Raw genomic sequence first — 25,582 nt, forward strand, 5'->3', positions numbered from 1 at the left:
TCCCGGAAAGGTCGTCCGTGACGGCACCAGGCCCCGCACAGGGGAAATCGGCCGGCCGTTCCCTTGCTGCTGCGATCAGCGAGGTGTTCGCTCCGGCCATCCTCGTGTCGGTCTTCCTCCTGGTAGCCGCGGTTCGATCGGCGGGAGGGCCGGGCGGGCTACTCCCCGGCGCCGTCGCGGTGGTCTTCACCGCGGCACTCCCCTTCGCGGGGGTGCTGCTCCTCGTGCACCGCGGCCACCTGGTGGACCACCACATCAGTGACCGCCGTCAACGGGGCCCTGTGCTCGCTGCAACGCTCCTGTCGATCGGTGTGGGTCTCCTGCTCCTCGCCCTCCTGCACGCGCCCTGGGCGGTCATCGGCACCGTCCTGTGCACGGTCGGGGGTGTGGTCGTCGTCCTCGTCGTGAACCTCTGGTGGAAACTGTCCGCTCATTCCGCGGTCGCCGTGTTCTTCGTCGTCGGGATTGTGGCGCTCTTCGGTCCGAAGGCCGCCCCGCTCCTGCTCGTCCCCCCGGCGGTGGGCTGGTCGCGGGTGCGGCTCCGCGCGCACACCCTGGGGCAGGTCTGGGCCGGCTGCGTCGTCGGTGCCGTCATCGGCGGGGCCTTCGCGGTCTTCGTCGCGGGGCGCTGATCCGTCCTCCGGCCTCCGCCTGCTGATCCCTCTGCGCGGCCATCAAGCCCCCGGGTGCTACCCGAGGCGCTTGGAGGTGTAGGCCCGCGGCGTACGCACACCCGGCCGCTGCAGGGGCACCCAGAGCTTGTAGCGGTCGGCCCGGTAGTAGGACACCGAGTAGTCGATCATGGCGCGCGCGACGTAGGCGTGGCGCTGGATCTTCAGCAGCGGTGCATTCATCTCCACGTTGAGCAACCGCGCGATCGCCGGCGACGCAGCGGTCGCCTCGATGGTGTCCTCACCCCACTCCATCACCAGGCCGTACTTCTCGCTCAGCACGTGGTACAGCGACGTCGGCGGCGGATCATCGAGGATGCCCTGGACGCGGTGCGCGGGGATGAAGTTCTCGTCGACGCTCATGGGCTCCCCGTCGGCGAGCAGCTGACGGCGGAACCGCACGACCGGCTGACCGATCTCGATCTGGAGCTCCCGCGCCACGAGTGGCGTGGCACCCTGCTGCTCGAAGCTCAGCACCCTGGCGTCGGGCACCATGCCGCGACGGATCATCTCCTCGGTGTAGGAGGTCATCTTCATGTGCAGGTCCATCTTGCTGCGTGCCACGAAGGTGCCCAGGCCGACGATGCGCTCGAGGACCTCCTCCGCGACCAGTGCGTCGATGGCCTGCCGGACCGTCATGCGTGCCACGCCGAAGTACTCACTGAGCTGACGCTCGGAGGGAATTCCCGCGCCGGGTTCCCCGAACTGCCGCACGTAGCGCCGGAGGCTCTCGCGCAGCTGGACATGCTTCGGTACCCCGGTCGCGCTGTCGAGGGGCTCGGCGTCGAAAGGTCTCGGCAGTACCGCCATGGTGTCGCTCCCCGTCCTCAGGCCGCCCGGCGGCAGCACTATCGACTGTACTTAAACGGAAGGGAGCCCGCACGTGGCGGGCTCCCTTCGGACGGGTCCTACAGGCCTAGTGGGCGTGGTACCCACGGCTGTATTCGAAGACCCAGCCGACCAGGGCGATCGCGGCCAGCCCCATGCCGATGTACATGATCCAGAACCCGATCGCCATACCGAGGAAACCGGTCGCGGCGGCGAGCCCGAGGACCAGGGGCCACCAGCTCCAGGGGCTGAACTGGCCCTGCTCACCGGAGCCCTCGTGGATCTCGGCGTCCAGGCGGTCCTCGGGGCGCAGGCCCACGCGCTTACCGGTGAAGCCGATGTAGAACGCGATCATCCCCGACAGACCCGCTGTGAGGTAAAGCGCGAGGAACCCTACGGGCTCCGACCATTCCACGAGGAAGCCGTACACGGTTCCCACCAGCAGGAAGAACGGCGTCATGTAGGCGAAGAGTTTCGTCTCGATCTTCACGCGTTGGCGTCCTTCCGGTCGGCAGAGCCCAGGAGCTGGCCCGCGGCACTGTCATCGGGGGTGTGGGTCTGCTGCAGCTCGGGGTGGTGCAGGTCGAGTGCAGGGCGCTCCGAGCGGATGCGCGGGAGCGAGGTGAAGTTGTGGCGCGGGGGCGGGCAGGACGTCGCCCACTCCAGCGAGGCTCCGAAGCCCCAGGGATCGTCCACCTCGACCTTCTTGCCGCTGCGCCATGTGATGTAGACGTTCCAGAAGAACGGGATCAGGGAGGCTCCGAGGATGAAGGATCCGATGGTCGAGAACTGGTTCATCGCCGTGAAGCCGTCCTCGGGCAGGTAGTCCGCGTAGCGTCGCGGCATGCCCTCGACGCCGAGCCAGTGCTGGATCAGGAACGTGGCGTGGAAGCCGAGGAACAGCATCCAGAAGTGGATCTTGCCGAGGCGCTCGTTCAGCATCTTCCCGGTGAACTTGGGCCACCAGAAGTAGAAGCCGGCGAACATCGCGAACACCACGGTCCCGAAGACCACGTAGTGGAAGTGGGCCACCACGAAGTACGTGTCCGAGACGTGGAAGTCCAGCGGCGGCGAGGCCAGGATGATGCCGGTGAGGCCGCCGAAGAGGAAGGTGACGAGGAAGCCGATGCTCCACAGCATCGGTGTCTCGAACGTGATGGAGCCGCGCCACATGGTGCCGATCCAGTTGAAGAACTTCACGCCCGTGGGGACGGCGATGAGCATCGTCATGAACGCGAAGAACGGCAGCAGGACCGCGCCGGTGACGTACATGTGATGCGCCCACACCGTCACGGAGAGCGCGGCGATCGAGATCGTCGCGTAGACGAGGCCCTTGTAGCCGAAGATCGGCTTGCGGCTGAAGACCGGGAAGATCTCGGAGACGATGCCGAAGAACGGCAGCGCGATGATGTACACCTCGGGGTGGCCGAAGAACCAGAAGAGGTGCTGCCACAGGATGGCACCGCCCGCTTCAGGGTCGAAGATGTGGGCACCGAAGCGGCGGTCGGCACCGAGCGCGAACAGGGCTGCAGCGAACGGCGGGAAGGCCATCAGCACCAGGATCGAGGTGATGAGGGCGTTCCAGGTGAAGATCGGCATGCGCCACATTGTCAGGCCCGGGGCGCGCATGCAGATGATCGTCGTGACGAAGTTGACGCCACCGAGGATGGTGCCGAAGCCGGACAGTGCGAGGCCGAAGACCCACAGGTCCCCGCCGATGCCCGGCGAGAACGTGGTGCTCGAGAGCGGGGCGTACGCGAACCAGCCGAACGATGCCGCACCCTGGGGGGTGATGAAGCCGGAGACCGCGATGGTGCTGCCGAAGAGGAAGAACCAGAAGGCCAGGGCGTTCAGCCGCGGGAAGGCGACGTCGGGCGCCCCGATCTGCAGCGGCATGATGACGTTGGTGAAGCCGGCGAACAGCGGTGTCGCGAACATCAGGAGCATCACGGTGCCGTGCATGGTGAACAGCTGGTTGTACTGCTCCTTCGTCTGCAGGACCTGCATCCCGGGTTCGAAGAGCTCGGCGCGGATGATCAGCGCCATCACGCCGGCGAAGCAGAAGAAGACGAACGAGGAGATCAGGTACATGTACCCGATGGTCTTGTGGTCCGTCGTCGTGATCCAGTTGACGACGATGCGTCCCTTGGACCGGGGAACAACACGCGGAGCGGCTATGGTGCCGGCTTCCTCAAGGGTGTATTCGAAGGTGGACATCAGCTGCTGCTCCTGGCTGGGTCGGTATCGGGATCATCCTCTGGGTAGGAGTCGCGGTCGTACTCGTCACCGAGCTGACCGTCTTCCAGCTGCGCCATCTGCGCGTCGACTTCCGCCTGCGAGACGACCTTGACGTTGAAGAGCATCTCCGAGTGGTACTGACCGCACAGCTCGGCGCACTTGCCCGCGAAGGTCCCCTCCTTGGTAGGGGTGAGGTTGATGTAGTTGGTGCGCCCCGGGTACAGGTCCCGCTTCTGCAGGAACGCGGGGACGAAGAACGAGTGCTGCACGTCGCGGGCGTTGAGCTGGAGCTCGACACTCCGGTTCACCGGCAGGTACAGGGTCGGCAGGTCATCGACCCGGCCCGGCTCACCCGTGAGGTGGGCCTGCTGTCCCGTGGAGTACTTGTCCTCGGTAACGTAGTTGAAATCCCACGCCCACTGCTTGCCACGCACGTCCACGATGACATCGGGGTCCTCGACGCGGGCGTCGATCGTGGCGATGTCGCGCTCGGTGAAGTAGAAGAACACGAGCACCATGAACAGCGGGATCGTCAAGTAGAAGATCTCGAGCGGCAGGTTGTAGCTCATCTGCCGCGGGTAGCCGGTGTCGTTCTTCCGGCGGCGGTAGGCAACCATGCACCAGATGATCAGGCCCCACGTGATGATGCCGACGACCAGCGCCGCGATCCACGAGTTGACCCACAGATCGGTGATGATCCCGGTGTGATTGGTGTTGTCCCGGTCTGCCGGGAGCCAGCCATTCTGGGCTTGTGCCGAACAGCCGGTCAGTAGGAGGGCGCCAGCCAGCGAGATGCTGGAGATCTTCGCGATCCTGACGCGCTTGCTACCGGTTCGGTCCTGCGAACTCACAGACGGACCTTCCTTTTCTACGTGCGTTGCCACCCGCCCATGAAGCTGCCCGGGGAGCACATCCAGTTTTACTACTCACTGTAGAGCTTACCTGTACGACCGGCGATCTGGTGACATGCAAAAGGCCCGGAACACACCTCATCGGTGGTGTTCCGGGCCCCTGCGACGTGTTAGTGGAAGGAGTCCCCACAGGCGCAGGATCCGCCTGCGTTCGGGTTGTCGATGGTGAAGCCCTGCTTCGAGATGGTGTCCTCGAAGTCGATGGAAGCACCGGACAGGTAGGGGACGCTCATCTTGTCCACGATGACCTCGACGCCGTCGAAGTCCCGCACCGCATCGCCGTCGAGGACGCGCTCGTCGAAATACAGCTGGTAGATCAGTCCGGAGCAGCCGCCCGGCTGGACCGCGACGCGCAGACGGAGGTCGGTGCGTCCTTCCTGCTCGAGGAGGCTGCGCACCTTGCCGGCTGCGACATCGGACAGGTTGACCTCGTGCACGGGAAGTTCCGAGGACTCCTGGAGGGACCCTGTTTCGGTGGTCGATGTGCTCATAGTGTTTCTCCTAGCTCGGCGCGTGGTGTCCGCTCTCAGTGCCGTCCGCGGTGGAGCGCACACGGCTTGATCCAATGGTAGCCGTGCACGCTGTAGACATAACGGACGGGAGGGCTGAAACATTTCCGCCCTCCCGTCCGCGCCGAACGTTCAGGCGCCGGCGAGTCCTTCGTCATTGAGCCGGGCAAGCAGGATCGCCTCGGCGAGGACGGCCTTCCGGAACTCGCCCAGGTGCAGCGACTCGTTGGCGCTGTGGGCCCGCGAATCGGGGTCCTCGACGCCCGTGATCAGGATCTGCGCCGAGGGGAAGAGCTCTGTCAGGTCGGCGATGAAGGGGATGGAGCCGCCCATGCCCGCCTCCACGGGCTGCACGCCCCAGGCCTCCTCGAGTGCCTCCAGCGCCAGGCGCGATGCCGGCTCGGAGGTGTCCGTCTGGAAGGGGCTGCCACTCTCCCCCGGCGTGAACGTGACCCTGGCCCCGAAGGGGGCGTGGGACTCGACGTGGGCCCGCACGGCGTCCATCGCGGCCTGCGGATCCTCCCCGGGGGCGAGCCGGAGGCTGAACTTGGCGCGCGCCCGCGGCAGCAGCGTGTTGGAGGACAGGGCGACGCTCGGGATGTCCATGCCGATGATGGACAGGGCCGGCTTGTGCCACAGGCGGGAGGCGATGGAGCCCGTGCCGGCGAGCTGGACGCCGTCGAGCACCGAGGCGTCCGAGCGGTAGTCCTGCTCGGCGTACTCGACGGATGCGAGGTCGCCGCCCCGCAGGCCCGCGATGGCGACATCGCCGGCGTCGTCGTGCAGTGTCGCGATGAGCCGCGCGAGGAGGGTCGGCGCGTCGAGGACCGGTCCGCCGAACATCCCGGAGTGCACGGCGTGGTCGAGGACCTGCACCTCGATGGTGCCGTCCACCAGCCCGCGGAGGCTCGTGGTCAGTGCCGGCACCCCCACTTTCCAGTTGCTGGAGTCGGCGACGACGATCACGTCGGCCTCGAGGTCGTCACGGTACGTCTCGAGGAACGTGCGGAAGGTGGGCGAGCCGGCCTCCTCCTCCCCTTCGATGAAAAGTGTCACCCCGACCCCGAAGGAGTCGCCGAGGACTTCGCTGAGGGCTCCGAAGGCGCCGATGTGCGCCATGATGCCCGCCTTGTCGTCGGCCGCTCCGCGACCGTAGAGCCTGCCGTCGCGCTCCGTTGCGACGAAGGGCTCCGTCTCCCAGAGCGCCGGATCTCCGGGCGGCTGCACATCGTGGTGGGCATAGAGGAGGACCGTCGGCTTGCCCTCTGCCGCGGCGCGGCGGGCGACGACGGCGGGCCCGCCGGGGGTCCCGTCGTTGTCCACACGCAGGACCCGGACATCGTCGATGCCGACACCCCGGACCAGTGCGGCAACGGCATCGGCGCTGCGGTCCAGCTCGGCCGAGTCGAACGCTTCCCAGGCGATGCCCTGGACGGCGACGAGAGCCGAGAGCTGCTCGACGATGCGGGGGAACGCCGCGTCGACGCTCGCCCGCAACTGCTCGACGACGTGCGACCGGTCGTGCGACTGCTCGGTGGAGGTATTCGTGGAAGTCATGCCAGAACCCTACACACGCGGCCCCGTGCCGCGGGGGATGCGCCGCCGCGGACCGGCGTCGGAGCCTGCGCTCCCGAGGGGGCGTCCGCCGGACACCGAGCCGGTATCCTGAAGGGGTGTTCGGACGAAAAGAAACCCCGCCTGCCCAGGAAGCCGTTGACAGCGCTTCACGCACCGACGAAGCGCTGCGCGCCCAGGGCAAGGGCGCACCGACGCCCAAGCGCAGCGTGCAGGAGGCCGCACGCAAGCGGCCCCTCGTTCCCACCGACCGCAAGGCCGCCCGCGACCAGGGCCGTGCGAGCGTGCGTGACGAACGTGCGAAGATGCGCCAGGCCCTCGACACCGACGAGGAGCGCTACCTGCCGTTGCGGGACAAGGGCCCGAACCGTCGCTACATCCGTCAGTTCGTCGACGCCCGCGTCAATATCGGCGAGTTCCTCATGATCGCCGCGCTGGTGTTCGTGATCCTGAGCTTCTTCCAGTCCGTCGCGGTGCAGAGCGCCGTCCTGATGGCCTTCTGGGTGCTCATCGTCGCTGTGATCGTCGATTGCTTCCTGCTGCGCCGGAAGCTGAAGAAGAAGCTGACCGAGAAGTTCGGCTCCCCCAACCAGGGAGACCTCTGGTACGGGGTGACGCGTGCGCTGCAGTTCCGCCGCCTGCGTCTCCCGAAGCCGCAGGTCAGCCGGGGACAGTACCCCTCCTGATCCGCGTCCTCTGATGCGCACGTCCTGACGCCGGCCGCATGCCGGGCAACCGCAGGAACTGCGGTCTCAGGATCTGCGGTCGCAGGAACAGAAAGAAGCCGGGCCCGAGGGCCCGGCTTCTCCTGTCTGACCGGCTTCTGTCTGACCGGCTTCTGTCTGACCGGCGTACCGCGGGGCGGCACGGGTCCGTCCGGTCAGGCCGTGGCGCGGCGCGCGCGCAGCAGGCCGCGGTTGATGCGGCGCGCCCAGAAGGGACCCTCGTAGAGGAACGCGGTGTACCCCTGGACGAGGGTGGCGCCGGCCTCCAGCCGCTCGAGGACGTCCTCGGGGGTTTCGACGCCGCCGACGGCGACGATGGCGAGCTGGTCCCCCACGGCGGCACGCAGGCGCTTGAGGACCTCGAGAGACCGCGCCTTCAGCGGTGCGCCGCTCAGGCCGCCCACGCCCTTGGCCATCACGGTGGCGGGATCGGTCACGAGGTTCTCGCGCGTGATCGTGGTGTTCGTCGCCACGATGCCGTCCAGCCCCAGATCCAGCGCGAGGGCGCCGACGTCGTCGATGTCGGAGTCCATCAGGTCGGGGGCGATCTTGACGAGGAGCGGCACGTGGCGCCCCGCCGCCTCGTCGGCGGTGCGGCGGACCGCTTCGAGCAGGGGCCGGAGCGACTCGACGGTCTGGAGCAGCCGGAGGCCCGGGGTGTTCGGCGAGGACACGTTGACGACGAGGTAGTCGGCGACGGGTGCCAGCTGCTGGGCGCTCACGAGGTAGTCGGCCACGGCATCGGCGAGGTCCACTTTCTTGGTCTTGCCGATGTTGACCCCGACGACCGGGCGGGAACGTGCACCGTAGCGCCCGGCCAGCCGCTGCCGGGCCGACCGCAGGCGCGGGGCGACGGCGGCCGCGCCGTCATTGTTGAAGCCCATCCGATTGATGACCGCCCGGTCCTCGACGAGCCGGAAGAGCCTGGGCGCCGGGTTGCCGGGCTGGGCCTGGCCGGTGATCGTCCCGATCTCCACGTGCCCGAAGCCGAGTGCGGTCAGCGGAAGCACGCCCTTGCCCGCCTTGTCGAAGCCGGCAGCGAGACCGAACGGTGACGGGAAGTCCACTCCGAAGGCGGTGGTGGCGAGGCGCGGATCGGGCGCGCAGAACCGCCGCAGCGCCCATCCCACAGGTGGAAGGTCGGCGGCCCGGATCAGGGCGAACCCGATCCTGTGGGCCCGTTCGGCGTCCATCCCGGAGAACACGATCCGGAAGAAGGTCGGGTAGAAGCGCATGCCTCCAGAATTCCACGCGGACGGGGCGGGCACCAACTCAGGACGGCATCGGGTCGGCGGTAGGGTCATCGCATGGACGAGCTCTGGTCGGAGGACATCCTCGGCGGATCCTTCCGTGCGCTGACACTTCCGCTGGAGCCCGACGACGAAGGGCCACGTGTCGCCACCCTCGTCGCGTACGAGCCCGACGACGGGCCCGCCGGGGACGACCCGCAGCAGGGCGGACCGGCGCGGGCGGTGCTGTACGTCCACGGCTTCAGCGACTACTTCTTCCATGCGGAGCTCGCCCGGACGCTGCACGCCCACGGCTGGGCGTTCTTCGCCCTGGACCTCCACAAGTACGGCCGGAGCCTCCTGCCGGGCCAGACGCCCGGATTCACCACGTCCCTCGACCACTACGACGCCGACCTCGAGGCGGCGATGGCGGCACTGACGGACCGCCTGGCCGCGCGCCGCGGCGGGGACCCGGCACCGGCCCCTTACGTCGACCTGGTGCTCATGGCGCACTCCACCGGAGGTCTGACCACGGCGCTGTGGGCCGCCCGCAACCCGGGCCGGATCGCTGCGCTCGTCCTCAACAGCCCGTGGCTGGACACCCAGGGCAGCGCCCAGTTGCGGAGCGCCGCGCAGGGCATCCTGGCGGTGTCACGGCGTCGGCCGAAGACCCGGTTGAGGCTCCCCGAACTCGGCTTCTACTTCCGCAGCATCAGCGACACCCGCGACGGCGAGTGGAGTATCGACCCGGCGTGGCGTCCCGAGGCGGGCTTCCCCATCCGGGCCGGCTGGCTGGCGGCCGTGCTGGCCGGCCATGCGGCCCTCGCCCGTGGGGTGTCGATCGACGTCCCGGTGCTCGTCCTCTGTTCCCAGGCGTCCACCATCAGCACCAGCTGGAACAGCGCGATGCTGGAGACGGACAGCGTCCTCGACGTCACCCCGATGGTGCGCCGCGCGGCCGAACTCGGTCCCAACGTAACCATCCGGCGGCTTCCGGGCGCCCTGCACGACGTCTTCCTCTCACGCCGGGAGGTGAGGAGGCAGGCGGTCGGGATCGCCGCCTGGTGGCTGGACGTGTACGTGCCGGCATGCAGGCCGTGCCGGGAGGACGGCCGCCCGGCGGGCTTCCGCGGCTAGGAGGACGCGCTGCCTGCAGCGGCCTTGTCCACCGCTCCCCCGTACCGGCGGTCGCGTGACGCGTACTCCTCGACCGCGCGCCACAGCGTCCGTCGGTCGACGTCGGGCCACAGCGTGTTCATGAACACCATCTCCGCGTAGGCCGACTGCCAGAGCATAAAGTTCGACAACCGCTGCTCGCCGGACGTGCGGAGGAACAGGTCGACGTCCGGCAGGTCGGGTTCGTCCAGGTACCGCTGGATGGTCTTCTCGCTGACCGACGAGGCCTTCAGGGTGCCGGCCGCGACGTCCTCGGCGATGGCCCTGGCGGCGTCGGCGATCTCGGCGCGACCCCCGTAGTTCACGCACATCGTGAGCGTGCACGTCGTATTGTGCGCCGTGTACCGCTCGGCCTCCTCCAGTTCGCGGATCACCGACTGCCAGAGCTTCGGCCGGCGCCCGGACCAGCGGATGCGGACGCCCCACTCGTCGAGCTGGTCGCGCCGGCGCCTCAGCACCTCCTTGTTGAAGCCCATGAGGAAGCGCACCTCCTCCGGGGACCTCTTCCAGTTCTCGGTGCTGAACGCGTACACGGAGACATGCCGGACGCCGATCTCGATGGCGCCCGCCATGACGTCCAGCAGCGCGGCCTCCCCGGCCTTGTGTCCCTCGGTGCGCGGCAGGCCCCGCTCGTTCGCCCAGCGGCCGTTGCCGTCCATGACGATCGCCACGTGCGCCGGCACGAACTGGCGCGGGATCGACGGCGCCCGCGCACCGCTCGGGTGGGGCCACGGCGCAACGGGACGATGGTTCTTCATACACGCTCCACATGTTTGAGGGAGGCGACCCCGCGTTCGAGGTGCCACTGCAGGAAGGCCGCCACGAGTCCGGCGGCTTCACGGCGGGCGCCGTTGTCCGACGCGTCCGCGATCGCCCAGTCGCCCGTGAGCAGGGCTCCGAGCAGTTCCATCGTGGCGGCCGACGGCGACGCGGCGCCCGGCGGACGGCACGTCGGGCAGACGGCCCCTCCGAGCGGCGCGGAGAAGGCTGAGTGCGGGCCGGGAGCGCCGCACCGGGCGCAGTCCGTGAAGCTGGGGGCCCAGCCCGCCGTCGCCAGGGCGCGCAGCAGGTAGGAGTCGAGGATGAGCTCGGACGGGTGTAGGTTGCGGCTGAGCGCGGAGAACGCGCCGGCGACGAGCGCGTACTGCGCTCCCCCGCCCTCGCCGATGTCCGTCAGGCGTTCGGCGGTCTCAGCGATGGCCGTCGCGGCGGTGTACCGGCCGTAGTCGGAGGCGATGCCGTGCCCGTAGGCCCCCTTCGTCTGGGCCTGGGTGACGACGTCGAGGTTCCGGCCGTGCGCGAGCAGGAGGTCGACGGACATGAAGGGTTCCAGGCGCGATCCAAACTTGCTGCTGGTCCTGCGTACGCCCTTGGCCACCGCACGGACCTGGCCGTGCTCGCGCGTCAGGAGCACGATGATGCGGTCCGCCTCACCGAGCTTGTAGGTCCGCAGGACGACACCTTCGGTGCGGTAGGTGCGGAAGGCTGTCGATGAAGGCACGGGTTCATTCTCCCACCTGCCACCCCCGTCGAGCTCGGGAGGCGCGGGGGTGGCGGGCGGAAAGAGCCGGAATCAGGCGGCGTCGCGGATGGCGCGGTTGACGGCGGAGATGACGGCCTTCAATGCCGCCATCGTCGTGTTGGCGTCGATCCCCACGCCCCACAGCACCCGTTCCCCGACGGCGCACTCGACGTACGCCGCAGCGCGGGCGTTGCCGCCCGAGGACAGGGCATGCTCGGTGTAGTCGAGGACGCGGACGTCGACGCCGTCGGAGCTGAGGATGGCCAACAGGGCGTCGATCGGGCCGTTGCCCTGGGCACTCCTGCGCTGCTGCACCCCGTCCACCAGGAGCGTCGCGACGAGCTTGAACGAGCCGTCCTCCGCGGTGTCCGTGTTGACCGAGGTCAGCTCGTAGTGGCCCCAGGCCTCGGAGCCGCCTTCTGCACGGGTCGGCAGGTACTCGTCCTGGAAGACCGACCACAGCTGCGCACCGCTGACCTCGCCGCCCTGGGTCTCGGTCCGGCGCTGGATGACGCCGGAGAACTCGATCTGCGCCCGGCGCGGCAGGTCCAGGCTGTGCTCGTTCTTGAGCAGGTAGGCGACGCCGCCCTTGCCCGACTGCGAGTTGACCCGGATGACCGCTTCGTAGGAGCGCCCGATGTCCTTCGGATCGATCGGCAGGTACGGAACGGCCCAGGGCAGGTCGTCGACGCCGACGCCGGCAGCGGCGGCGTCGCGCTCCATGCTCTCGAAGCCCTTCTTGATGGCGTCCTGGTGCGAACCCGAGAACGCCGTGAACACGAGGTCGCCGCCGTAGGGCGAGCGTTCCGGCACGCTGAGCTGGTTGCAGTACTCGGCCGTGCGGCGGATGGAGTCCATGTCGGAGAAGTCGATCTCCGGGTCGATGCCCTGGCTGAAGAGGTTCATCCCCAGCGTCACCAGATCCACGTTGCCGGTGCGCTCCCCGTTGCCGAACAGGCAGCCCTCGATGCGGTCCGCGCCGGCGAGGTAGCCGAGTTCGGCGGCTGCGACGCCGGTCCCGCGGTCGTTGTGCGGGTGCAGGGACAGGATGATGCTGTCCCTGTCCGCGAGGTTCCGGGTCATCCACTCGATGGAATCGGCGTAGACGTTGGGGGTGGCCATCTCCACGGTGGCCGGCAGGTTCAGGATCATCTGGCGGTCCGCGGAGGCCTCGAACACGGCGGAGACCTCGTTGCTGATCCTGGCGGCGAACTCCAGTTCGGTCCCGGTGAAGGATTCCGGCGAGTACTCGTAGGTGATCGCCGTATCGCCCATGTTCTCCTCGAACTTGCGGCAGAGGCGTGCCCCCTGGAGGGCGATGTCGATGATGCCGTCCTGGTCCTGGTTGAACACGACGCGCCGCTGCAGGACCGACGTCGAGTTGTAGAGGTGGACGATGGCGCGGTCGGCGCCCTCGAGCGACGCGTAGGTGCGCTCGATCAGGTGCTCACGGGACTGGGTCAGCACCTGGATGGTGACGTCGTCGGGGATGCGGTCGCCCTCGATGAGCTGGCGGACGAAGTCGAAGTCGGTCTGGGACGCCGAGGGGAACCCGACCTCGATCTCCTTGTAGCCCATCTGCACGAGGAGGTCGAACATCTTGTGCTTGCGCTCGGGGTTCATCGGGTCGATCAGGGCCTGGTTGCCGTCGCGCAGGTCGACGGCGCACCAGCGGGGCGCCTTGGTGATGACCTTGTCGGGCCACGTGCGGTCGGGCAGCTCGACGGAGATCTGCTCCTGGAAGGGTCGGTACTTACCGAACGGCATACCGGAGGTCTTCTGTGCGTTTCGCATGGGAATCGGCCTTGTCTGTTGGAACTGGAGGTGCTGGCGGCCGGGCAACGCAGACTCCGCGGCGAGGATTGGCCAGTAGCTCGAGTGTCCTAGATGGCCTCGCCGCGGCACCGAAGAAGAGTCAGCTGCGCGCGCACAGTGCCACCATAGCACGGCGCATAGGATGGCTGGCGGGGCGTTCGGACGAGCGCCACCCTCCCCCGCAACACGAGGAAACGGGAAGCGACAATGACGATCAGCACACTCGATCCGGACCATCTCGACCGGACGGTCCGGCCCCAGGACGACCTCTTCCGGCACGCCAACGGCGTGTGGCTGAGGGAGGCGGTCATCCCTGACGACCGTCCGCTGACGGGCTCCTTCACCGCGTTGCGCGACGCGTCAGAACTCGCGGTCCGCACGATCATCGAGGACGCTGCCCGGGCGGACGAGGGATCGGCGGACCCTGTCGGAGCGAAGCTGGGCATCCTCTACGCGGACTTCATGGACACCGACCGCATCGAGGCGGAGGGAGCCGCTCCGATCGTGCCGCTGCTGGAGCGGATCGCGGCGATCAGGACGGTCGAGGAACTCGTGGACCTCAGCGCGGGACTCACCCGGTCGGGGGTCCAGGGCCTCGTCGCGCCCTACGTGAGCAACGACGCCGGCAACCCCGAGCGGTACCTGCTCCACCTGTACCAGTCGGGCCTGGGGCTACCGGACGAGTCGTACTACCGCGAGGAGGGCTTCGCGGAGACGAGGGAGAGGTACCGCGACCTGCTTGCGGCACTCTTCGGACTCGTCGCCACGGAGGATCCCGTCGGCGCGGCCGACCGTGTGTTCGCGCTCGAGACGCGCCTCGCGGCGTCGTCCATGGGCAGTGTGGAACGGCGGGATCCGCAGAAGACGTACAACCTGGTCCAGCACGACGACGTCGCCGGCCTCTCGGGTCACCTCGTCCCCTGGTTGCGGATCGTGACGGACGAGCCGCACCAGTCGGCGGAGCTCGTGGTCAACCAGCCCGACTTCGTCCGCGGACTCGACGAGGCTCTCGCTGCCGAGGACCTCGGGACCTGGCGCGAGTGGCTGGTGAGCCGCGTCCTGCTGCACGCCGCCGACTACCTCGACGAGCGCTTCGTCGACGCCGCCTTCGCCTTCTACGGCACGCACCTCGCAGGGACCCCGCGGTTGAAGGACCGGTGGAAGCGCGGTGTGGCCCTGGTCGAGGGAGCGATGGGCGAGGCCATCGGGCAGCGCTACGTCGAGCGGCACTTCCCGGCCACGCACAAGGCCGCGATGCTCGAGCTGGTGGGCAACCTCATCGCGGCCTACGAGTCGAGCATCACCGCTCTCACCTGGATGACGGACACGACCCGCGCCAGGGCGCTCGAGAAGCTCGCGCAGTTCACCACGAAGATCGGCTACCCCGACACGTGGATCGACTACGGGCCGCTCGAGGTCCTCCCGTCCGACCTGTACGGCAACGCCCTTCGCGCAGCGGAGTTCGAGCACCGCAGGCAGCTGGACAAGCTCGGGCAGCCGATCGACCGCGGCGCATGGCTCATGACCCCGCAGACGGTCAACGCCTACTACATGCCGACGATGAACGAGATCGTCTTCCCTGCCGCCATCCTCCAGCCTCCGTTCTTCGACATCGAGGCCGACGACGCCGTCAACTACGGGGCGATCGGTGCGGTCATCGGGCACGAGATCGGGCACGGGTTCGACGACAAGGGCTCCCAGTTCGACGGGACCGGACGTCTGCACAACTGGTGGAGCGAGGACGACAGGACGGCGTTCGACGCGCTGACGGGGCGGCTCGTCGCACAGTACGCCGCGCTCGAGCCTTCGGAGGTCCCGGGCCGGACGGTGAACGGAGAGCTCACCCTGGGCGAGAACATCGGGGACCTCGGCGGACTCGGCATCAGCTACCGCGCCTATCTCCTGAGCCTCGGAGGCGCCGAGGCACCCGTGGTCGACGGGCTGACCGGGACCCAGCGGTTCTTCCTGTCCTGGGCCACCTGCTGGCAGCAGAAGATCCGCCCCGAGGAGGCCACACGGCGCCTGACCGTCGATCCTCACTCACCCAACGAATTCCGCTGCAACCAGGTGGTCCGGAACCTGGACGAATTCCACGAGGCATTCGGCGTGGGCGTGCAGGACGGCCTGTGGCTCACGCCCGAGGAGCGGGTCCGCATCTGGTAGAGCCGCCTCGTCGCATCCCGTCGCATCCCGTCGTCCGACGGGTGCGGCGGGGCGCGTCCAGGAATCCGACCCGGGAGTTTCCGCCCGGGTACAGGCCGGGCAGTTGCGGCTAGAACCCCGACGACGCCTGGCAGGTCACCTGGTCGGCCGTCTGGCCCTGCAGCTCGCTGCCGAGTGGCGGGACGACGACCCGGGATCCCTTGGCCAGGTCCGCGCCGACGAGCAGCTCGATCCCGACAGCGGTTCCGCTGAACTGCACCTGGCTCGCTGGAACCCCGAAGCGGTCGGCGAGGTCGGCGGCCGCCGCGTCGTAGCCGGTTCCGAACAGGATCTGCGTCGTCTCGGCCGGGACCGATTCGTACGTCGTGGCCTGCGAGTACCCCGCGTCCACGAGGAGCTGCTGCACCTCGGCCGCGCGGTCGGCGTCCGTCGTGGCGTTGATGACCAGGACGGGAACGGCCGCAGGATCGAGAGCCGGGGCCTCGGGAGTGGCGGGCGCCGAGCTGGTAGCGGGCGCAGGAGTCGAGGCTTCCGGAGTGGCCTCGGTGAGGCCACGATCCTCGCGCAGCGCCTCGAAGAGCGGTGCAGCGCCGTCCTCGTCGAGGACCAGCCGGTTGGGGTCCTCCACCCACGCCTCGGTCGGCACCGTCACGAAGGCGATGTTTCCGAGGTCGACGTTCTTCATACGGTCGGCGATCTTCAGCAGTTCCGTGGGCTGGGACAGTCCCTCGTCGACGGTCAGGTTGCGGGTGATCGTGTCGGCGATCGCGTAGAGCTTGGGCAGGTTCGTCAGCGTGCCCTCGGCCCGCACCTTGCGGGCCATGGACGCCAGGAAGGACTGCTGGGCGGCGATGCGCCCGGTGTCGCCGCCGTCGCCGAAGCTGTGGCGCGTGCGCAGGAAGGCCAGGGCCTGGTCACCCTCGACCTCGCTGGTGCCGGCCGGCAGCGTCAGTCCCGAGTATTCGTCGTCCACCGGCTCCTCGACGCAGACCTCCACTCCGCCGAGCGTGGAGGACAGTTCCTTGACCGCGTTGAAGTCCGCCATCATGAAGTGGTCGACGGACAGGCCCGTGAGGTTGTTGATCGCAGCGACGGTGCAGCCCGGTCCGCCCTCCTGGAGGGCCCCGTTGAGCTGGCCGAGGTCCACCTCCTCGGACGAGTTCCCCGTCTCGGGGTCGGTGCAGCTGGGCAGGGGCACCAGGAGGTCACGGGGGAACGAGACGACCGTGACGTTCTCCCGATCCGCGGAGAGCGTCACCAGCATCATGACGTCCGAGTTCCCCTCGCCCGAGGAGAGGTCCTCGCCGCCGATGAATTCGCCGCCGTTGCCGGTCCGGGTGTCGGTACCCAGGATCAGGATCTGGAGCGGGTCGGTGCTGGAATCGACCGGGAGGGCCGATTCCCCGCCGAGGTTCAGCGGCATCGTGGCCACGTTGGACTGCAGGCGGATCACCTGGACGGCGACGAAGGCGACGGCGGCCACGAGGACCGACGCGATCACGATTGCGGTAACCCTGAGCCTCCGGCGCGCGTTGCCGAGGTGCCGCCCCGCAGGGTGCGGGCCGTCCGCCGTATGCGTACCACCGGCCGCGTCCGCGCCTCCGGCCGTGCCGGGCGCGGTTGCCGTGTCGGGGACAGTTGCCGAAGGGGCATCACGGGCGCTGTCGGCGCCCTCGGGGGACGTTCGGCGGGTCATGCCCGGGCTCCTTCGGATGGTGTCGGTGCCGGCCCGAGGCCGGCGGGGGTTCTGTCCCTCGGTCGCCGCGGCCCGGATGCAGCGGCCGGATCGCCGCTGCGCCTCTCGCGCGGTGATCGACGGCGATCAGCAGGTGTCGCAGGACCGGTGGCCCCGTTCCCGGACCCCAACGAACGGGGCCGGGAGGTAGTGCCGGCTAGAAGCCGAGCTTGACCAGCTGCTTGGGATCGCGCTGCCAGTCCTTGGCGACCTTGACATGCAGGTCGAGGTAGATCCGGGTTCCCAGCAGGGCCTCGATCCCCCGACGGGCGTTCGTGCCGACCTCCCTGAGCCGGGCGCCGCCCTTGCCGATGATGATGGCCTTCTGGGACGGCCGCTCGACGTAGAGGTTCACGTGGACGTCGAGCATCGGATTGTCCTCGCTGCGTCCCTCGCGCGGGATCATCTCCTCGACCACGACCGCGATCGAGTGCGGCATCTCGTCACGGACCCCCTCGAGGGCTGCCTCCCGGACGAGTTCGGCGACCATGACGGCTTCCGGCTCGTCCGTCAGCTCGCCGCCCGGGTACAGCACCGGCGATTCCGGCATGTGGTTGCTGAACACCTCTGCGACCGTCTCCACCTGGAAGCCGTCGGCAGCTGAGACCGGCACGATGTCCGCCCATCCCCCGGGGCCCGCCACATCGGTACCGAGCTTCGACACGGCAAGGAGCTGCTCCGTCAGCGCCTGGCGGTCGACGAGGTCGGTCTTCGTCACCACCGCGATCAGCGGCTTGCGGTTGAGCCGCGCCAGCTGCTCGGCGATGAACCGGTCACCGGGACCGATCTTCTCGTTGGCGGGCAGGCAGAACCCCACGGCGTCGACCTCGGCGAGCGTGTCGGCCACGAGGTCGTTGAGGCGCTGGCCCAGCAGGGTGCGCGGCCGGTGCAGCCCCGGAGTGTCCACGAGGACGATCTGCGCGTCGGGCCGGTTGACGATGCCGCGGATGGTGTGCCGGGTGGTCTGCGGCTTGGCCGAGGTGATGGCGACCTTCTGCCCCACCAGGGCGTTCGTCAGGGTGGACTTGCCCGCGTTCGGCCGTCCGACGAGCGAGACGAATCCGGCCCTGTGCTTAGCGTCGCTCATTGTCAGCCTCTATCGTCTCTCGTTCGTCCTGCTCGGTGTGCTCGGGTGGCAAGCGGTAGGCGATGACGTGGGAGACCCTGTTGCGTCGGCCCTCCACGCGCTCGGCCCGCAGGCCTATACCGTCAATTGTGACCTCGGATCCCACGATCGGCACCCTTCCGAGGGTCTTGGCCAGGAGTCCGCCCACCGTGTCGACTTCCTCGTCGTCGAGGTCGAGGCCGAAGAGCTCGCCCAGGTCGTCGATCCCCATCCGGGCGCTGACGCGGTATCCGCCGTCGTCGAGCTGTTCCTGCTCAGGCACCTCGGAATCGTACTCGTCGACGATCTCGCCCACGATCTCCTCGATGAGGTCCTCGAGGGTGACGAGTCCGGCCGTTCCGCCGTACTCGTCGATGACGATCGCCACGTGGGTGGATTCGCGCTGCAGCTCCCGGAGCAGGTCACCCACGGGCTTCGACTCCGGGACGTAGCGGGCCGGCCTGCAGTCCCCGTCGACCGGCCGCGAGAGGTTCGACGCCGGGCGGCCGTGCAGGCTCGCGACGACGTCCTTCAGGTACAGCAGGCCCTTGATGTCGTCCGAGCTCTCCCCGATGACGGGGATCCTCGAGTACCCCGAGCGCAGGAAGAGCGACATCGCCTGGTTCAGCGTGGAGCCCGATTCGATGGTGACCATGTCGGTACGCGGAACCATCACGGAGCGCACCTTCGTGTCCCCGAGTTCGAACACCGAGTGGATGAGCTCGGCCTCGTTGTCCTCGATCATCTCGGCGTCCGAGGCACGGGAGAGGAGCTCGCGGAACTCCTCCTGCGTGAAGAAGGCTGCTTCATCCCGTGCTGCGCCCGGGGTGATCGAGCTGCCGATCCGCACGAGCCAGCGCGGGATGGGTCCGAGGACGGCGCAGAGGGACGCCACCAGTCCGGCGGTCAGGCGGACGACGGCGGGAGCATGCAGCCGACCGAGCTGGCGGGGCGAGACTCCCACGATCACGAACCCGACGGCCGCCATCACGGCGGTCGCCAGGAGCCCGGCGAGCCAGATGTTGTCCAGCAGGTCGTGGAACAGGATGGCGACGGCGACGGCCCCTGCCATCTCGAACCAGACGCGCCAGAACCGCAGCGCATGCATGTGGGCCACGGGGGCTTCGAGGATACGGCGGAGCGACGTACCGCGCGACTCCTGGACCAGGACCTCGCCCTCCTGCCGCGGGAGGTAGCTGAAGGCCGCTTCGGCAGCGGTCACGAGGGCAGCGGTGAGGGCGAAGAGCAGGGCCATGAGCCCGAGGAGCCAGATGGTCAAGCGCTGGTCTCCTGCGGTGCGGTACCCCCGAGGAAGTCCGACAGGAGTTGCCGCTGCAGGCCGAACATCTCCTTCTCCTCCTCGGGTTCCGCGTGGTCGTAGCCGAGGAGGTGGAGGACACCGTGGGTGGTCAGCAGCAGCAGCTCGTCGTTCGTGCTGTGGCCCGCAGCCGCACCCTGGGACGCCGCGACCTCGGGGCACAGCACGATGTCCCCGAGCAGTCCGGCCGGCGTGATGCGCCCGGGTGTACCCGGGCGCAGTTCGTCCATCGGGAAGGAGAGCACATCGGTGGGGCCGGGCTCGTCCATCCACTCGACGTGCAGCTTCTCCATCGCCGCCGTGTCCACCAGGATGATCGACAGCTCGGCCTCGGGGTGGAGGAAGAGCGCCTCGAACAGGAAGTTCGCGAGGCGGACCAGCGACTCCTCGTCGACGTCGTACCCGGACTCGTTGTTGACCTCGACGCTCATCGTGCCACCCCCGGACGGCCGACGCGCGCCTGTACGGCGCGCTGTTCGTCGTCCCAGGTGCTGTAGGCGCTGACGATGTCGCCGACGAGCCGGTGCCGTACGACGTCGGCGGCGTCCAGCTCGCTGAAGTACACGTCGTCGACGTCCCGGAGGATCTCGCTGACGACCCGCAGTCCCGAGCTGGTGCCGTTGGGGAGGTCCACCTGCGTGACGTCGCCGGTCACCACCATCTTCGAACCGAAGCCGAGGCGCGTGAGGAACATCTTCATCTGCTCCGGCGTCGTGTTCTGGGCCTCGTCGAGGATGATGAAGGCGTCGTTCAGGGTCCGCCCGCGCATGTACGCCAGGGGCGCGACCTCGATCGTTCCCGCCGCCATGAGGCGCGGGATGGAATCGGGGTCCATCATGTCGTGCAGGGCGTCGTACAGCGGGCGCAGGTACGGGTCGATCTTGTCGTTGAGGGTTCCGGGCAGGAAGCCCAGACGCTCCCCCGCCTCGACGGCGGGCCTCGTCAGGATGATCCGGTTGACTTCCTTCTGCTGGAGCGCCTGGACGGCCTTGGCCATGGCCAGGTAGGTCTTGCCGGTACCCGCCGGGCCGATACCGAACACGATGGTGTTCCGGTCGATCGCTTCGACGTACGTGCTCTGGTTGAGCGTCTTGGGGCGGATGGTCTTGCCGCGCGAGGTCAGGATGTTCACGGACAGCACTTCCGACGGCCGGGCAGTGCTCTGCGTCTTGAGCATCGTGACCAGCTGCTCGAGGACATGGGGAGAGACCGTCGCATTGTTGGTGGCCATGGTCTGGATCTCGCCGATGAGCCGCTCGGTGCGCAGCACGTCCGCCGAGGGACCGGTGATCGTCAGTTCATTGCCCCGGGCCTGCAGGCCGATGCCGGGGAAGGAGTCTTCGATCAGGCGCAGGGCCTCGTCGTTCGAACCAAGCGCCTGAACCATCTGCTCCGTCGAGTCGAAGACGAACGTCCGTGTGTCGAGTCCTGCCACGTTGATGCCTGTTGAAGATTCGCTCATAGCTCGGCCGTCCGGCCTTCGATCGCCCCTCGTCTGAGTAGTCGTGCTGTGCTGTCATTCATGCTGTGGTTCATGCTGCCGTTCGTGCTGTCGTCTGCCGCCGATCCCGCCCTCGGGACGGAGCACACCAGCACCGGCGGAGATGCCAATGTTACGGCATCCCCTATTTGTCAACAGGCGCGGGAGGGCCTTGATTCCCGCGCCGCCGGGAGCTCCCTTCTTACCGAGCGGCGCTCGACTTTCGTCGCGAATCGGCAACGGGTTCGTATCGATCAGGTTTCAGTCCCGTCGACCGCCTGTATTCACACTGGTGTGCTCCGCGCGCTGTGCCAAGCTGAAACAGGTCCGGCAGGTCCGCGCCCACGAGCGGTCGCTGATCCTCCGGCGCACACGCCGCGGGTCGGGCCGTCCGGGACGATTCCACGTTACAGATTCCACCCGCGCACCAGCGCGCCTGACGGAAGGGGGCCGGCATGCACGAGCAGGACCCCCTGAAGAAGAACCGGCTCGGGCTCCGCGGGATGCTCCTGGTATCGGGCGCCGTGCTCGCGGCGAGCAGTGTGTTCTTCCTTCCCGAGGTGGGGCTGCTGCAGGGCAGCGCACCGACGACGACCCTTCCCGTCACGCTTCCGACGGCGGTCCCCGATGGGGAGTCTGGGGAGCCCGAGACGCCCGTCCGGAGCCAGGGCGCGGCAGCGGGGCCCGCTGACGCCGTCCAGCCGCTCCTGCCGGTCTACTGGCTCGGGGAGGTCGAAGGGACCGACCGGCTGTTCCGTGAATTCCTCGTGGCTCCGGAATCCACCGGCGACCCGATCTCCGACGCGGTGCGGCTCATGACCTCGGGAAAGCCTCTCGACTCCGACTATCACTCGCCGTGGCATGCCGCATCGAGCGTGAGCTCGTCGATCTCCACGAAGAACGTCATCACCCTCGACATCTCCTCGGACGCCTTCTCCGAGAGCCTCGGAGAAGGCGACGCACGCCTGGCCCTGCAGCAGCTCGTCTACACTGCCACGGCGGCCGCCTCGAACGCCGGCCTCATTCCCGGCGGCGAGTCCAGTTCCGTCGTCGTGCTCGTCGACGGAGCGGCGGGCTACCGCGCCTTCGGCTCCGTGGACGTCGGCGGGGAATGGACCCGGGATACGTCCACACTCGCTCCCGTATGGATCATCGACCCGCAGGAGGGCGTCGAAGCCGACCGCTCCGGCCTGACCATCCACGGGGTGGGGCCGGCATCGGAGCAGACGCTCGCCTGGCGGATAGACCGGAGCGAGGGTGGGTCGGCGGACGGCGGAACAGGAGATACCTCGCTCTTCCGTGACGGCTCGGTCCGGATCTCGCCCGAGGACGGCGCTCCGGGCGCCTATTCCTTCTCCGTGACGCTCCCGCCCGGCTCCTACGAGATCACGGTGGCCGTGCCCTCCGGGGACGGCCGGGCACAGGACTCGAAGTCCGTCGTCGTCAGGTAACCCCCTAGCCTCGTGCCGGCGGCCATCGGCGCCGTCGGCTACCAGCGCCCCAACAGGTGGTTCAGCAGCACGAGGGCGGCCGGGCCAGCGGAGGACGACCGCAGGACGTGCGGTCCCAGGCGGGCCGCACCAGCACCGACAGCGCGCAGCTTCGCCAGCTCGGCCGCACTGATGCCACCCTCCGGACCCACGACGACCGCGGTCGACGACGGTGTGTCCAGGGCACCCGCTGCGTGGAGCTCCGAGACCTGCTCGGCGAGGGAGGACTCGGCGTCCTCGTGCAGGACGACCATCCGGTCCACCGTCGACGCCCAGGCGGCCAGGCCCGAGGTGTCCAGGACGGCGTGGACCTCGGGCACGAACGATCGGCGCGACTGCTTCGACGCCGCGCCCACGAGGGACACCCACTTCTGCCGGCCCTTCTCGGCCTTGTCGCCGCGCCAGCGGACGATGCTGCGCTCGGCATGCCACGGCACCACGGCATCGACGCCGAGCTCGGTGGCCGACTCGACCGCCTGCTCGTCGCGACCACCCTTCGCCAGGGCCTGGACGAGCACCAGACGGTGCTTTGGCGCGGGATCCTGGCCGGCGGTCTCCACCTCGACCTCGACGGTTCCCGACCCGACGGCCGAGATCACTCCGCCGATCCGGTAGCCGGAGCCGTCGGACACGTCGATGCGCTCCCCCGTCCCGAGCCGCCGAACGGTGGCGGCGTGCCGGCCCTCGTCACCGCCGAGGACGAACAGGGCGCCGGGTGCGGCCGCGCGAACGGCCTCGCTCGACCCGAAGAACAGGGGACGCGTCATGGTCAGCGGTTCCCGAGGCGCTCCCGCAGGCGTGCGAACACGCCGGAACCGCTGCTGGCGAGCTGGCCGTCCGTGTACTCCTCGTTCCGCAGTTCGGCGAGCTTGCGCAGGAGCTCTTCCTGCTGGTGGTCCAGATTGCGCGGCGTCTCGACATTCAGGTGGACGCGGAGGTCTCCCCTGCCCTGGTTCCTGAGGTGCGTGACGCCGAGCCCGCGCAGGGTCACGATCTCGCCGGACTGCGTCCCGGGCTTGATGACCAGTTCCTGGTCGCCGTCGAACGTGTCCAGCTGCACCGTGGTGCCCAGCGCGGCCGCCGTCATGGGCACGCTCAACGTGACATGGAGGTCGTCGCCGTCGCGGAGGAACGTCGAGTCGGTGTTGACGCGGATCTCGACGTAGAGGTCGCCCTGGGGACCGCCGGCGATGCCGGCCTCGCCCTGGCCGGCGAGCTGGATGCGGGTGCCCGTGCTGACGCCGGCGGGGACCTTGATGGTCAGGGTGCGGCGTGCGCGGACGCGTCCCTCACCGCTGCATTCATGGCAGGGGTTGGGGATCACGGTGCCGTAGCCCTGGCACGTCCCGCAGGGCGCGCTCGTCATGACCTGGCCGAGGATCGAGCGGACCGCCCGCTGGACCTGCCCGGAGCCGCCGCAGATGTCGCAGGTGCGGGGCGACGTGCCCGGCTGGCAGCAGGTCCCGTCGCACGTGGGGCAGACCTCCGCGGTGTCCACCTCGATCTTCTTGTTGGTGCCGAAGACGGCGTCCTTGAGGTCGATGCGCACGTTGATGAGCGCGTCCTGGCCCCGTCGGGTCCGGGAGGGTGCTCCTGCCTGCTGGCCGCCGCCGCCGAAGAAGGTCTCGAAGATGTCCTGGAACGCGAACCCGGAGCCCGAGTAGCCGGCACCGTAGCCGTTGTCCGTGCCGTTCTCGTTGCCGGTCGTGTCGTAGATCCGCCGCTTCTGCGGGTCGGACAGCACCTCGTAGGCGTGCGTGATGCGCTTGAACTCCTCCGCGGCGTCTCCACCCGGGTTCACGTCGGGGTGGAGCTTCCGGGCGAGCTTGCGGTACGCCTTCTTGATTTCCTCCCCGGTCGCGCCCTGCGCCACACCGAGGACCTCATAGTGATTACTCACTCGTGCACATCTCTTCCTGTTGGAGATTTCTGTCTACTGCTCTGCTCGCCGGTCGTGCCGGCGGAATACCGTTGTGCCGGCGGAACACCGGGGACGGCCACGGGGCCGGCTACTCCTCGAGGATCCTCGAGAGGTAACGGGCGACGGCGCGCACCGCGGCCATCGTCGTCGGATAGTCCATGCGGGTGGGCCCGAGGATCCCGAGCTTCGCCCCGGCGTCCGGACCGTAGCCCGTCGCGACCACGGAGGCCTCCGACAGGCCACCATAGGGGTTCTCGCTGCCGATCCTCACCGAGATGCCGCGGGCGTCGTACTCCATCTCCGACAGGAGCCTCAGCATGACGACCTGCTCCTCGAGGGCCTCGAGGACAGGACCGATGCTGAGCGGGAAGTCACCCGTGGATCTGGCGAGGTTCGCCGTTCCTGCCAGCAGGATCCGGTCGTCGCGGCCGAGGCCGGCGAGCTGCTCCAGCGCTTTGATGATCGTACCCCCGTGCGCCCGCAGCGCGGGAGGCAACTGCGACGCTGCGACGCCCAGCTCACCGGCCAGCGCCGAGAGTCTCACCCCGGACACCGCGGACAGGATGCGCTGCTTCAGGTCCGCGAGCTCGGCTTCCTGGATGTCCGCGTGCGTCCGGACGATGCGCTGCTGGACGGTGCCGTTGGTCGCGATCAGGACCACGAGGATCTGCTGGGGAGCCAGCAGGACGAATTCGATGTGGCGGACGGACGCCCCGCCCACACGTGGGAACTGGACGACGGCGACCTGGTTCGTGAGCTGGGCGAGCAGCCGGACGGTCCGGTCCATGACGTCGTCGAGGTCCTCCGCGCCCTCCAGCAGGGTCTGGATCGCCTTCTTCTCCGGCGCGGACAACGGCTTGACCTCGGAGATACGGTCCACGAACAGCCGGTATCCCTTGTCCGTGGGGATGCGGCCCGAACTCGTGTGGGGTGCCGCGATGAGGCCTTCCTCCTCGAGGACCGCCATGTCGTTGCGGATGGTGGCGGAGGAGACGCCGAGCTTGTGCCGGTCGACCAGTGCCTTGGAGCCGACGGGCTCCCGCGAATGGACGTAGTCCTCGACGATGGCCCGGAGCACCTCCAGGCGTCGCGGTTCACTCATTCGATGTCACCTCCGGGTCTGCAGGAACAGGCGTGGGGGCGGCTCCGAGCGATTAGCACTCGACACACC

General features: G+C 68.6%; 23 protein-coding genes. 5 read left to right on the plus strand and 18 right to left on the minus strand.

Going from position 1 to position 25,582, the window contains the following annotated elements:
• Nucleotides 1-17 precede the first annotated feature (17 nt).
• Nucleotides 18-632 carry a phosphatase PAP2 family protein gene (locus tag ACX80I_RS00230; protein WP_459343202.1) on the plus strand — a complete coding sequence of 205 codons (615 nt, stop codon included), beginning with the start codon at nucleotides 18-20 and terminating at the stop codon, nucleotides 630-632.
• A gap of 57 nt (nucleotides 633-689) precedes the next feature.
• Here the strand turns inward: ACX80I_RS00230 and ACX80I_RS00235 are convergent, their stop codons facing one another.
• The 6 genes from ACX80I_RS00235 to ACX80I_RS00260 form a co-directional block, all read right to left on the minus strand.
• Nucleotides 690-1,481, minus strand: a complete 792-nt coding sequence (locus ACX80I_RS00235) for a GntR family transcriptional regulator (RefSeq protein ID WP_459343203.1) — start codon at nucleotides 1,479-1,481, stop codon at nucleotides 690-692.
• A 106-nt stretch (nucleotides 1,482-1,587) separates the two neighbouring features.
• Nucleotides 1,588-1,989, minus strand: coding sequence for a cytochrome c oxidase subunit 4 (gene ctaF, locus ACX80I_RS00240; protein WP_459343204.1), 402 nt, complete (start codon nucleotides 1,987-1,989; stop codon nucleotides 1,588-1,590).
• The gene (gene ctaD / locus ACX80I_RS00245) at nucleotides 1,986-3,716 is read right to left on the minus strand and encodes an aa3-type cytochrome oxidase subunit I (protein WP_459343205.1); all 1,731 of its coding nucleotides are present in this window, start codon (nucleotides 3,714-3,716) and stop codon (nucleotides 1,986-1,988) included. Before ctaD ends, ctaF begins: the two co-directional genes overlap by 4 nt.
• The gene (ctaC, locus tag ACX80I_RS00250; RefSeq protein ID WP_459343206.1) at nucleotides 3,716-4,588 is read right to left on the minus strand and encodes an aa3-type cytochrome oxidase subunit II; all 873 of its coding nucleotides are present in this window, start codon (nucleotides 4,586-4,588) and stop codon (nucleotides 3,716-3,718) included. The genes ctaD and ctaC overlap by 1 nt, the downstream gene beginning before the upstream one ends.
• A 170-nt stretch (nucleotides 4,589-4,758) precedes the next feature.
• Nucleotides 4,759-5,139, minus strand: a complete 381-nt coding sequence (locus ACX80I_RS00255) for a HesB/IscA family protein (RefSeq protein ID WP_301227521.1) — start codon at nucleotides 5,137-5,139, stop codon at nucleotides 4,759-4,761.
• Nucleotides 5,140-5,289: 150 nt separating this feature from the next.
• Entirely contained in the window at nucleotides 5,290-6,714 is a 1,425-nt protein-coding gene (locus ACX80I_RS00260) for a dipeptidase (protein ID WP_459343207.1), read from the minus strand.
• A 116-nt stretch (nucleotides 6,715-6,830) separates the two neighbouring features.
• On the opposite strand from ACX80I_RS00260, the gene ACX80I_RS00265 reads away from it, so the two are divergent.
• Entirely contained in the window at nucleotides 6,831-7,418 is a 588-nt protein-coding gene (locus ACX80I_RS00265) for a DUF3043 domain-containing protein (protein ID WP_459343208.1), read from the plus strand.
• 194 nt (nucleotides 7,419-7,612) lie between these two features.
• On the opposite strand, the gene ACX80I_RS00270 is transcribed toward ACX80I_RS00265, so the two are convergent.
• Nucleotides 7,613-8,692 (minus strand): quinone-dependent dihydroorotate dehydrogenase, encoded by a 1,080-nt coding sequence (locus ACX80I_RS00270; RefSeq protein WP_459343209.1) that lies wholly within the window; start codon nucleotides 8,690-8,692, stop codon nucleotides 7,613-7,615.
• Nucleotides 8,693-8,764: 72 nt separating this feature from the next.
• Here ACX80I_RS00270 and ACX80I_RS00275 point away from each other — a divergent pair, with 72 nt between their 5' ends.
• Nucleotides 8,765-9,823, plus strand: a complete 1,059-nt coding sequence (locus tag ACX80I_RS00275; RefSeq protein WP_459343210.1) for an alpha/beta hydrolase — start codon at nucleotides 8,765-8,767, stop codon at nucleotides 9,821-9,823.
• Here the strand turns inward: ACX80I_RS00275 and ACX80I_RS00280 are convergent.
• From ACX80I_RS00280 to leuA, 3 genes are all read right to left on the minus strand, one after another.
• Nucleotides 9,820-10,620: an isoprenyl transferase gene (locus ACX80I_RS00280; RefSeq protein ID WP_459343211.1), complete on the minus strand. Its 801-nt coding sequence runs from the start codon at nucleotides 10,618-10,620 to the stop codon at nucleotides 9,820-9,822. The genes ACX80I_RS00275 and ACX80I_RS00280 overlap by 4 nt on opposite strands.
• Nucleotides 10,617-11,363, minus strand: coding sequence for a DNA repair protein RecO (gene recO / locus ACX80I_RS00285; protein ID WP_459310732.1), 747 nt, complete (start codon nucleotides 11,361-11,363; stop codon nucleotides 10,617-10,619). Before recO ends, ACX80I_RS00280 begins: the two co-directional genes overlap by 4 nt.
• Nucleotides 11,364-11,435: 72 nt before the next feature.
• Nucleotides 11,436-13,178: a 2-isopropylmalate synthase gene (gene leuA / locus ACX80I_RS00290; RefSeq protein WP_459343212.1), complete on the minus strand. Its 1,743-nt coding sequence runs from the start codon at nucleotides 13,176-13,178 to the stop codon at nucleotides 11,436-11,438.
• A 228-nt stretch (nucleotides 13,179-13,406) separates the two neighbouring features.
• Here leuA and ACX80I_RS00295 point away from each other — a divergent pair, with 228 nt between their 5' ends.
• On the plus strand, nucleotides 13,407-15,362 hold the full coding sequence (locus ACX80I_RS00295) for a M13 family metallopeptidase (RefSeq protein WP_459343213.1): 1,956 nt from the start codon (nucleotides 13,407-13,409) through the stop codon (nucleotides 15,360-15,362).
• Nucleotides 15,363-15,471: 109 nt separating this feature from the next.
• On the opposite strand, the gene ACX80I_RS00300 is transcribed toward ACX80I_RS00295, so the two are convergent.
• The 5 genes from ACX80I_RS00300 to ACX80I_RS00320 form a co-directional block, all read right to left on the minus strand.
• A complete protein-coding gene (locus tag ACX80I_RS00300; protein WP_459343214.1) occupies nucleotides 15,472-17,058 on the minus strand; it encodes an LCP family protein in 1,587 nt (528 codons plus the stop codon).
• A gap of 196 nt (nucleotides 17,059-17,254) precedes the next feature.
• Nucleotides 17,255-18,184, minus strand: a complete 930-nt coding sequence (gene era, locus ACX80I_RS00305) for a GTPase Era (protein WP_459343215.1) — start codon at nucleotides 18,182-18,184, stop codon at nucleotides 17,255-17,257.
• A complete protein-coding gene (locus ACX80I_RS00310) occupies nucleotides 18,171-19,481 on the minus strand; it encodes a hemolysin family protein (protein ID WP_459343216.1) in 1,311 nt (436 codons plus the stop codon). Before ACX80I_RS00310 ends, era begins: the two co-directional genes overlap by 14 nt.
• A complete protein-coding gene (ybeY, locus tag ACX80I_RS00315) occupies nucleotides 19,478-19,951 on the minus strand; it encodes an rRNA maturation RNase YbeY (protein WP_087075733.1) in 474 nt (157 codons plus the stop codon). Before ybeY ends, ACX80I_RS00310 begins: the two co-directional genes overlap by 4 nt.
• Entirely contained in the window at nucleotides 19,948-20,982 is a 1,035-nt protein-coding gene (locus ACX80I_RS00320) for a PhoH family protein (protein WP_459343217.1), read from the minus strand. Before ACX80I_RS00320 ends, ybeY begins: the two co-directional genes overlap by 4 nt.
• 473 nt (nucleotides 20,983-21,455) lie before the next feature.
• Between ACX80I_RS00320 and ACX80I_RS00325 the strand changes: the two genes are divergently transcribed.
• Nucleotides 21,456-22,451 carry a GerMN domain-containing protein gene (locus ACX80I_RS00325; protein WP_459343218.1) on the plus strand — a complete coding sequence of 332 codons (996 nt, stop codon included), beginning with the start codon at nucleotides 21,456-21,458 and terminating at the stop codon, nucleotides 22,449-22,451.
• A gap of 38 nt (nucleotides 22,452-22,489) precedes the next feature.
• Here ACX80I_RS00325 and ACX80I_RS00330 read toward each other — a convergent pair whose 3' ends face one another.
• The 3 genes from ACX80I_RS00330 to hrcA form a co-directional block, all read right to left on the minus strand.
• Nucleotides 22,490-23,257 carry a 16S rRNA (uracil(1498)-N(3))-methyltransferase gene (locus tag ACX80I_RS00330; RefSeq protein WP_459343219.1) on the minus strand — a complete coding sequence of 256 codons (768 nt, stop codon included), beginning with the start codon at nucleotides 23,255-23,257 and terminating at the stop codon, nucleotides 22,490-22,492.
• A gap of 2 nt (nucleotides 23,258-23,259) precedes the next feature.
• Complete coding sequence (gene dnaJ, locus ACX80I_RS00335) at nucleotides 23,260-24,390, minus strand: molecular chaperone DnaJ (protein WP_459343220.1); 1,131 nt, start codon at nucleotides 24,388-24,390, stop codon at nucleotides 23,260-23,262.
• Nucleotides 24,391-24,499: 109 nt separating this feature from the next.
• A complete protein-coding gene (gene hrcA, locus ACX80I_RS00340; protein WP_459343221.1) occupies nucleotides 24,500-25,513 on the minus strand; it encodes a heat-inducible transcriptional repressor HrcA in 1,014 nt (337 codons plus the stop codon).
• Between the last annotated feature and the right edge of the window lie 69 nt (nucleotides 25,514-25,582).

The organism is Arthrobacter rhamnosi (assembly GCF_054510855.1).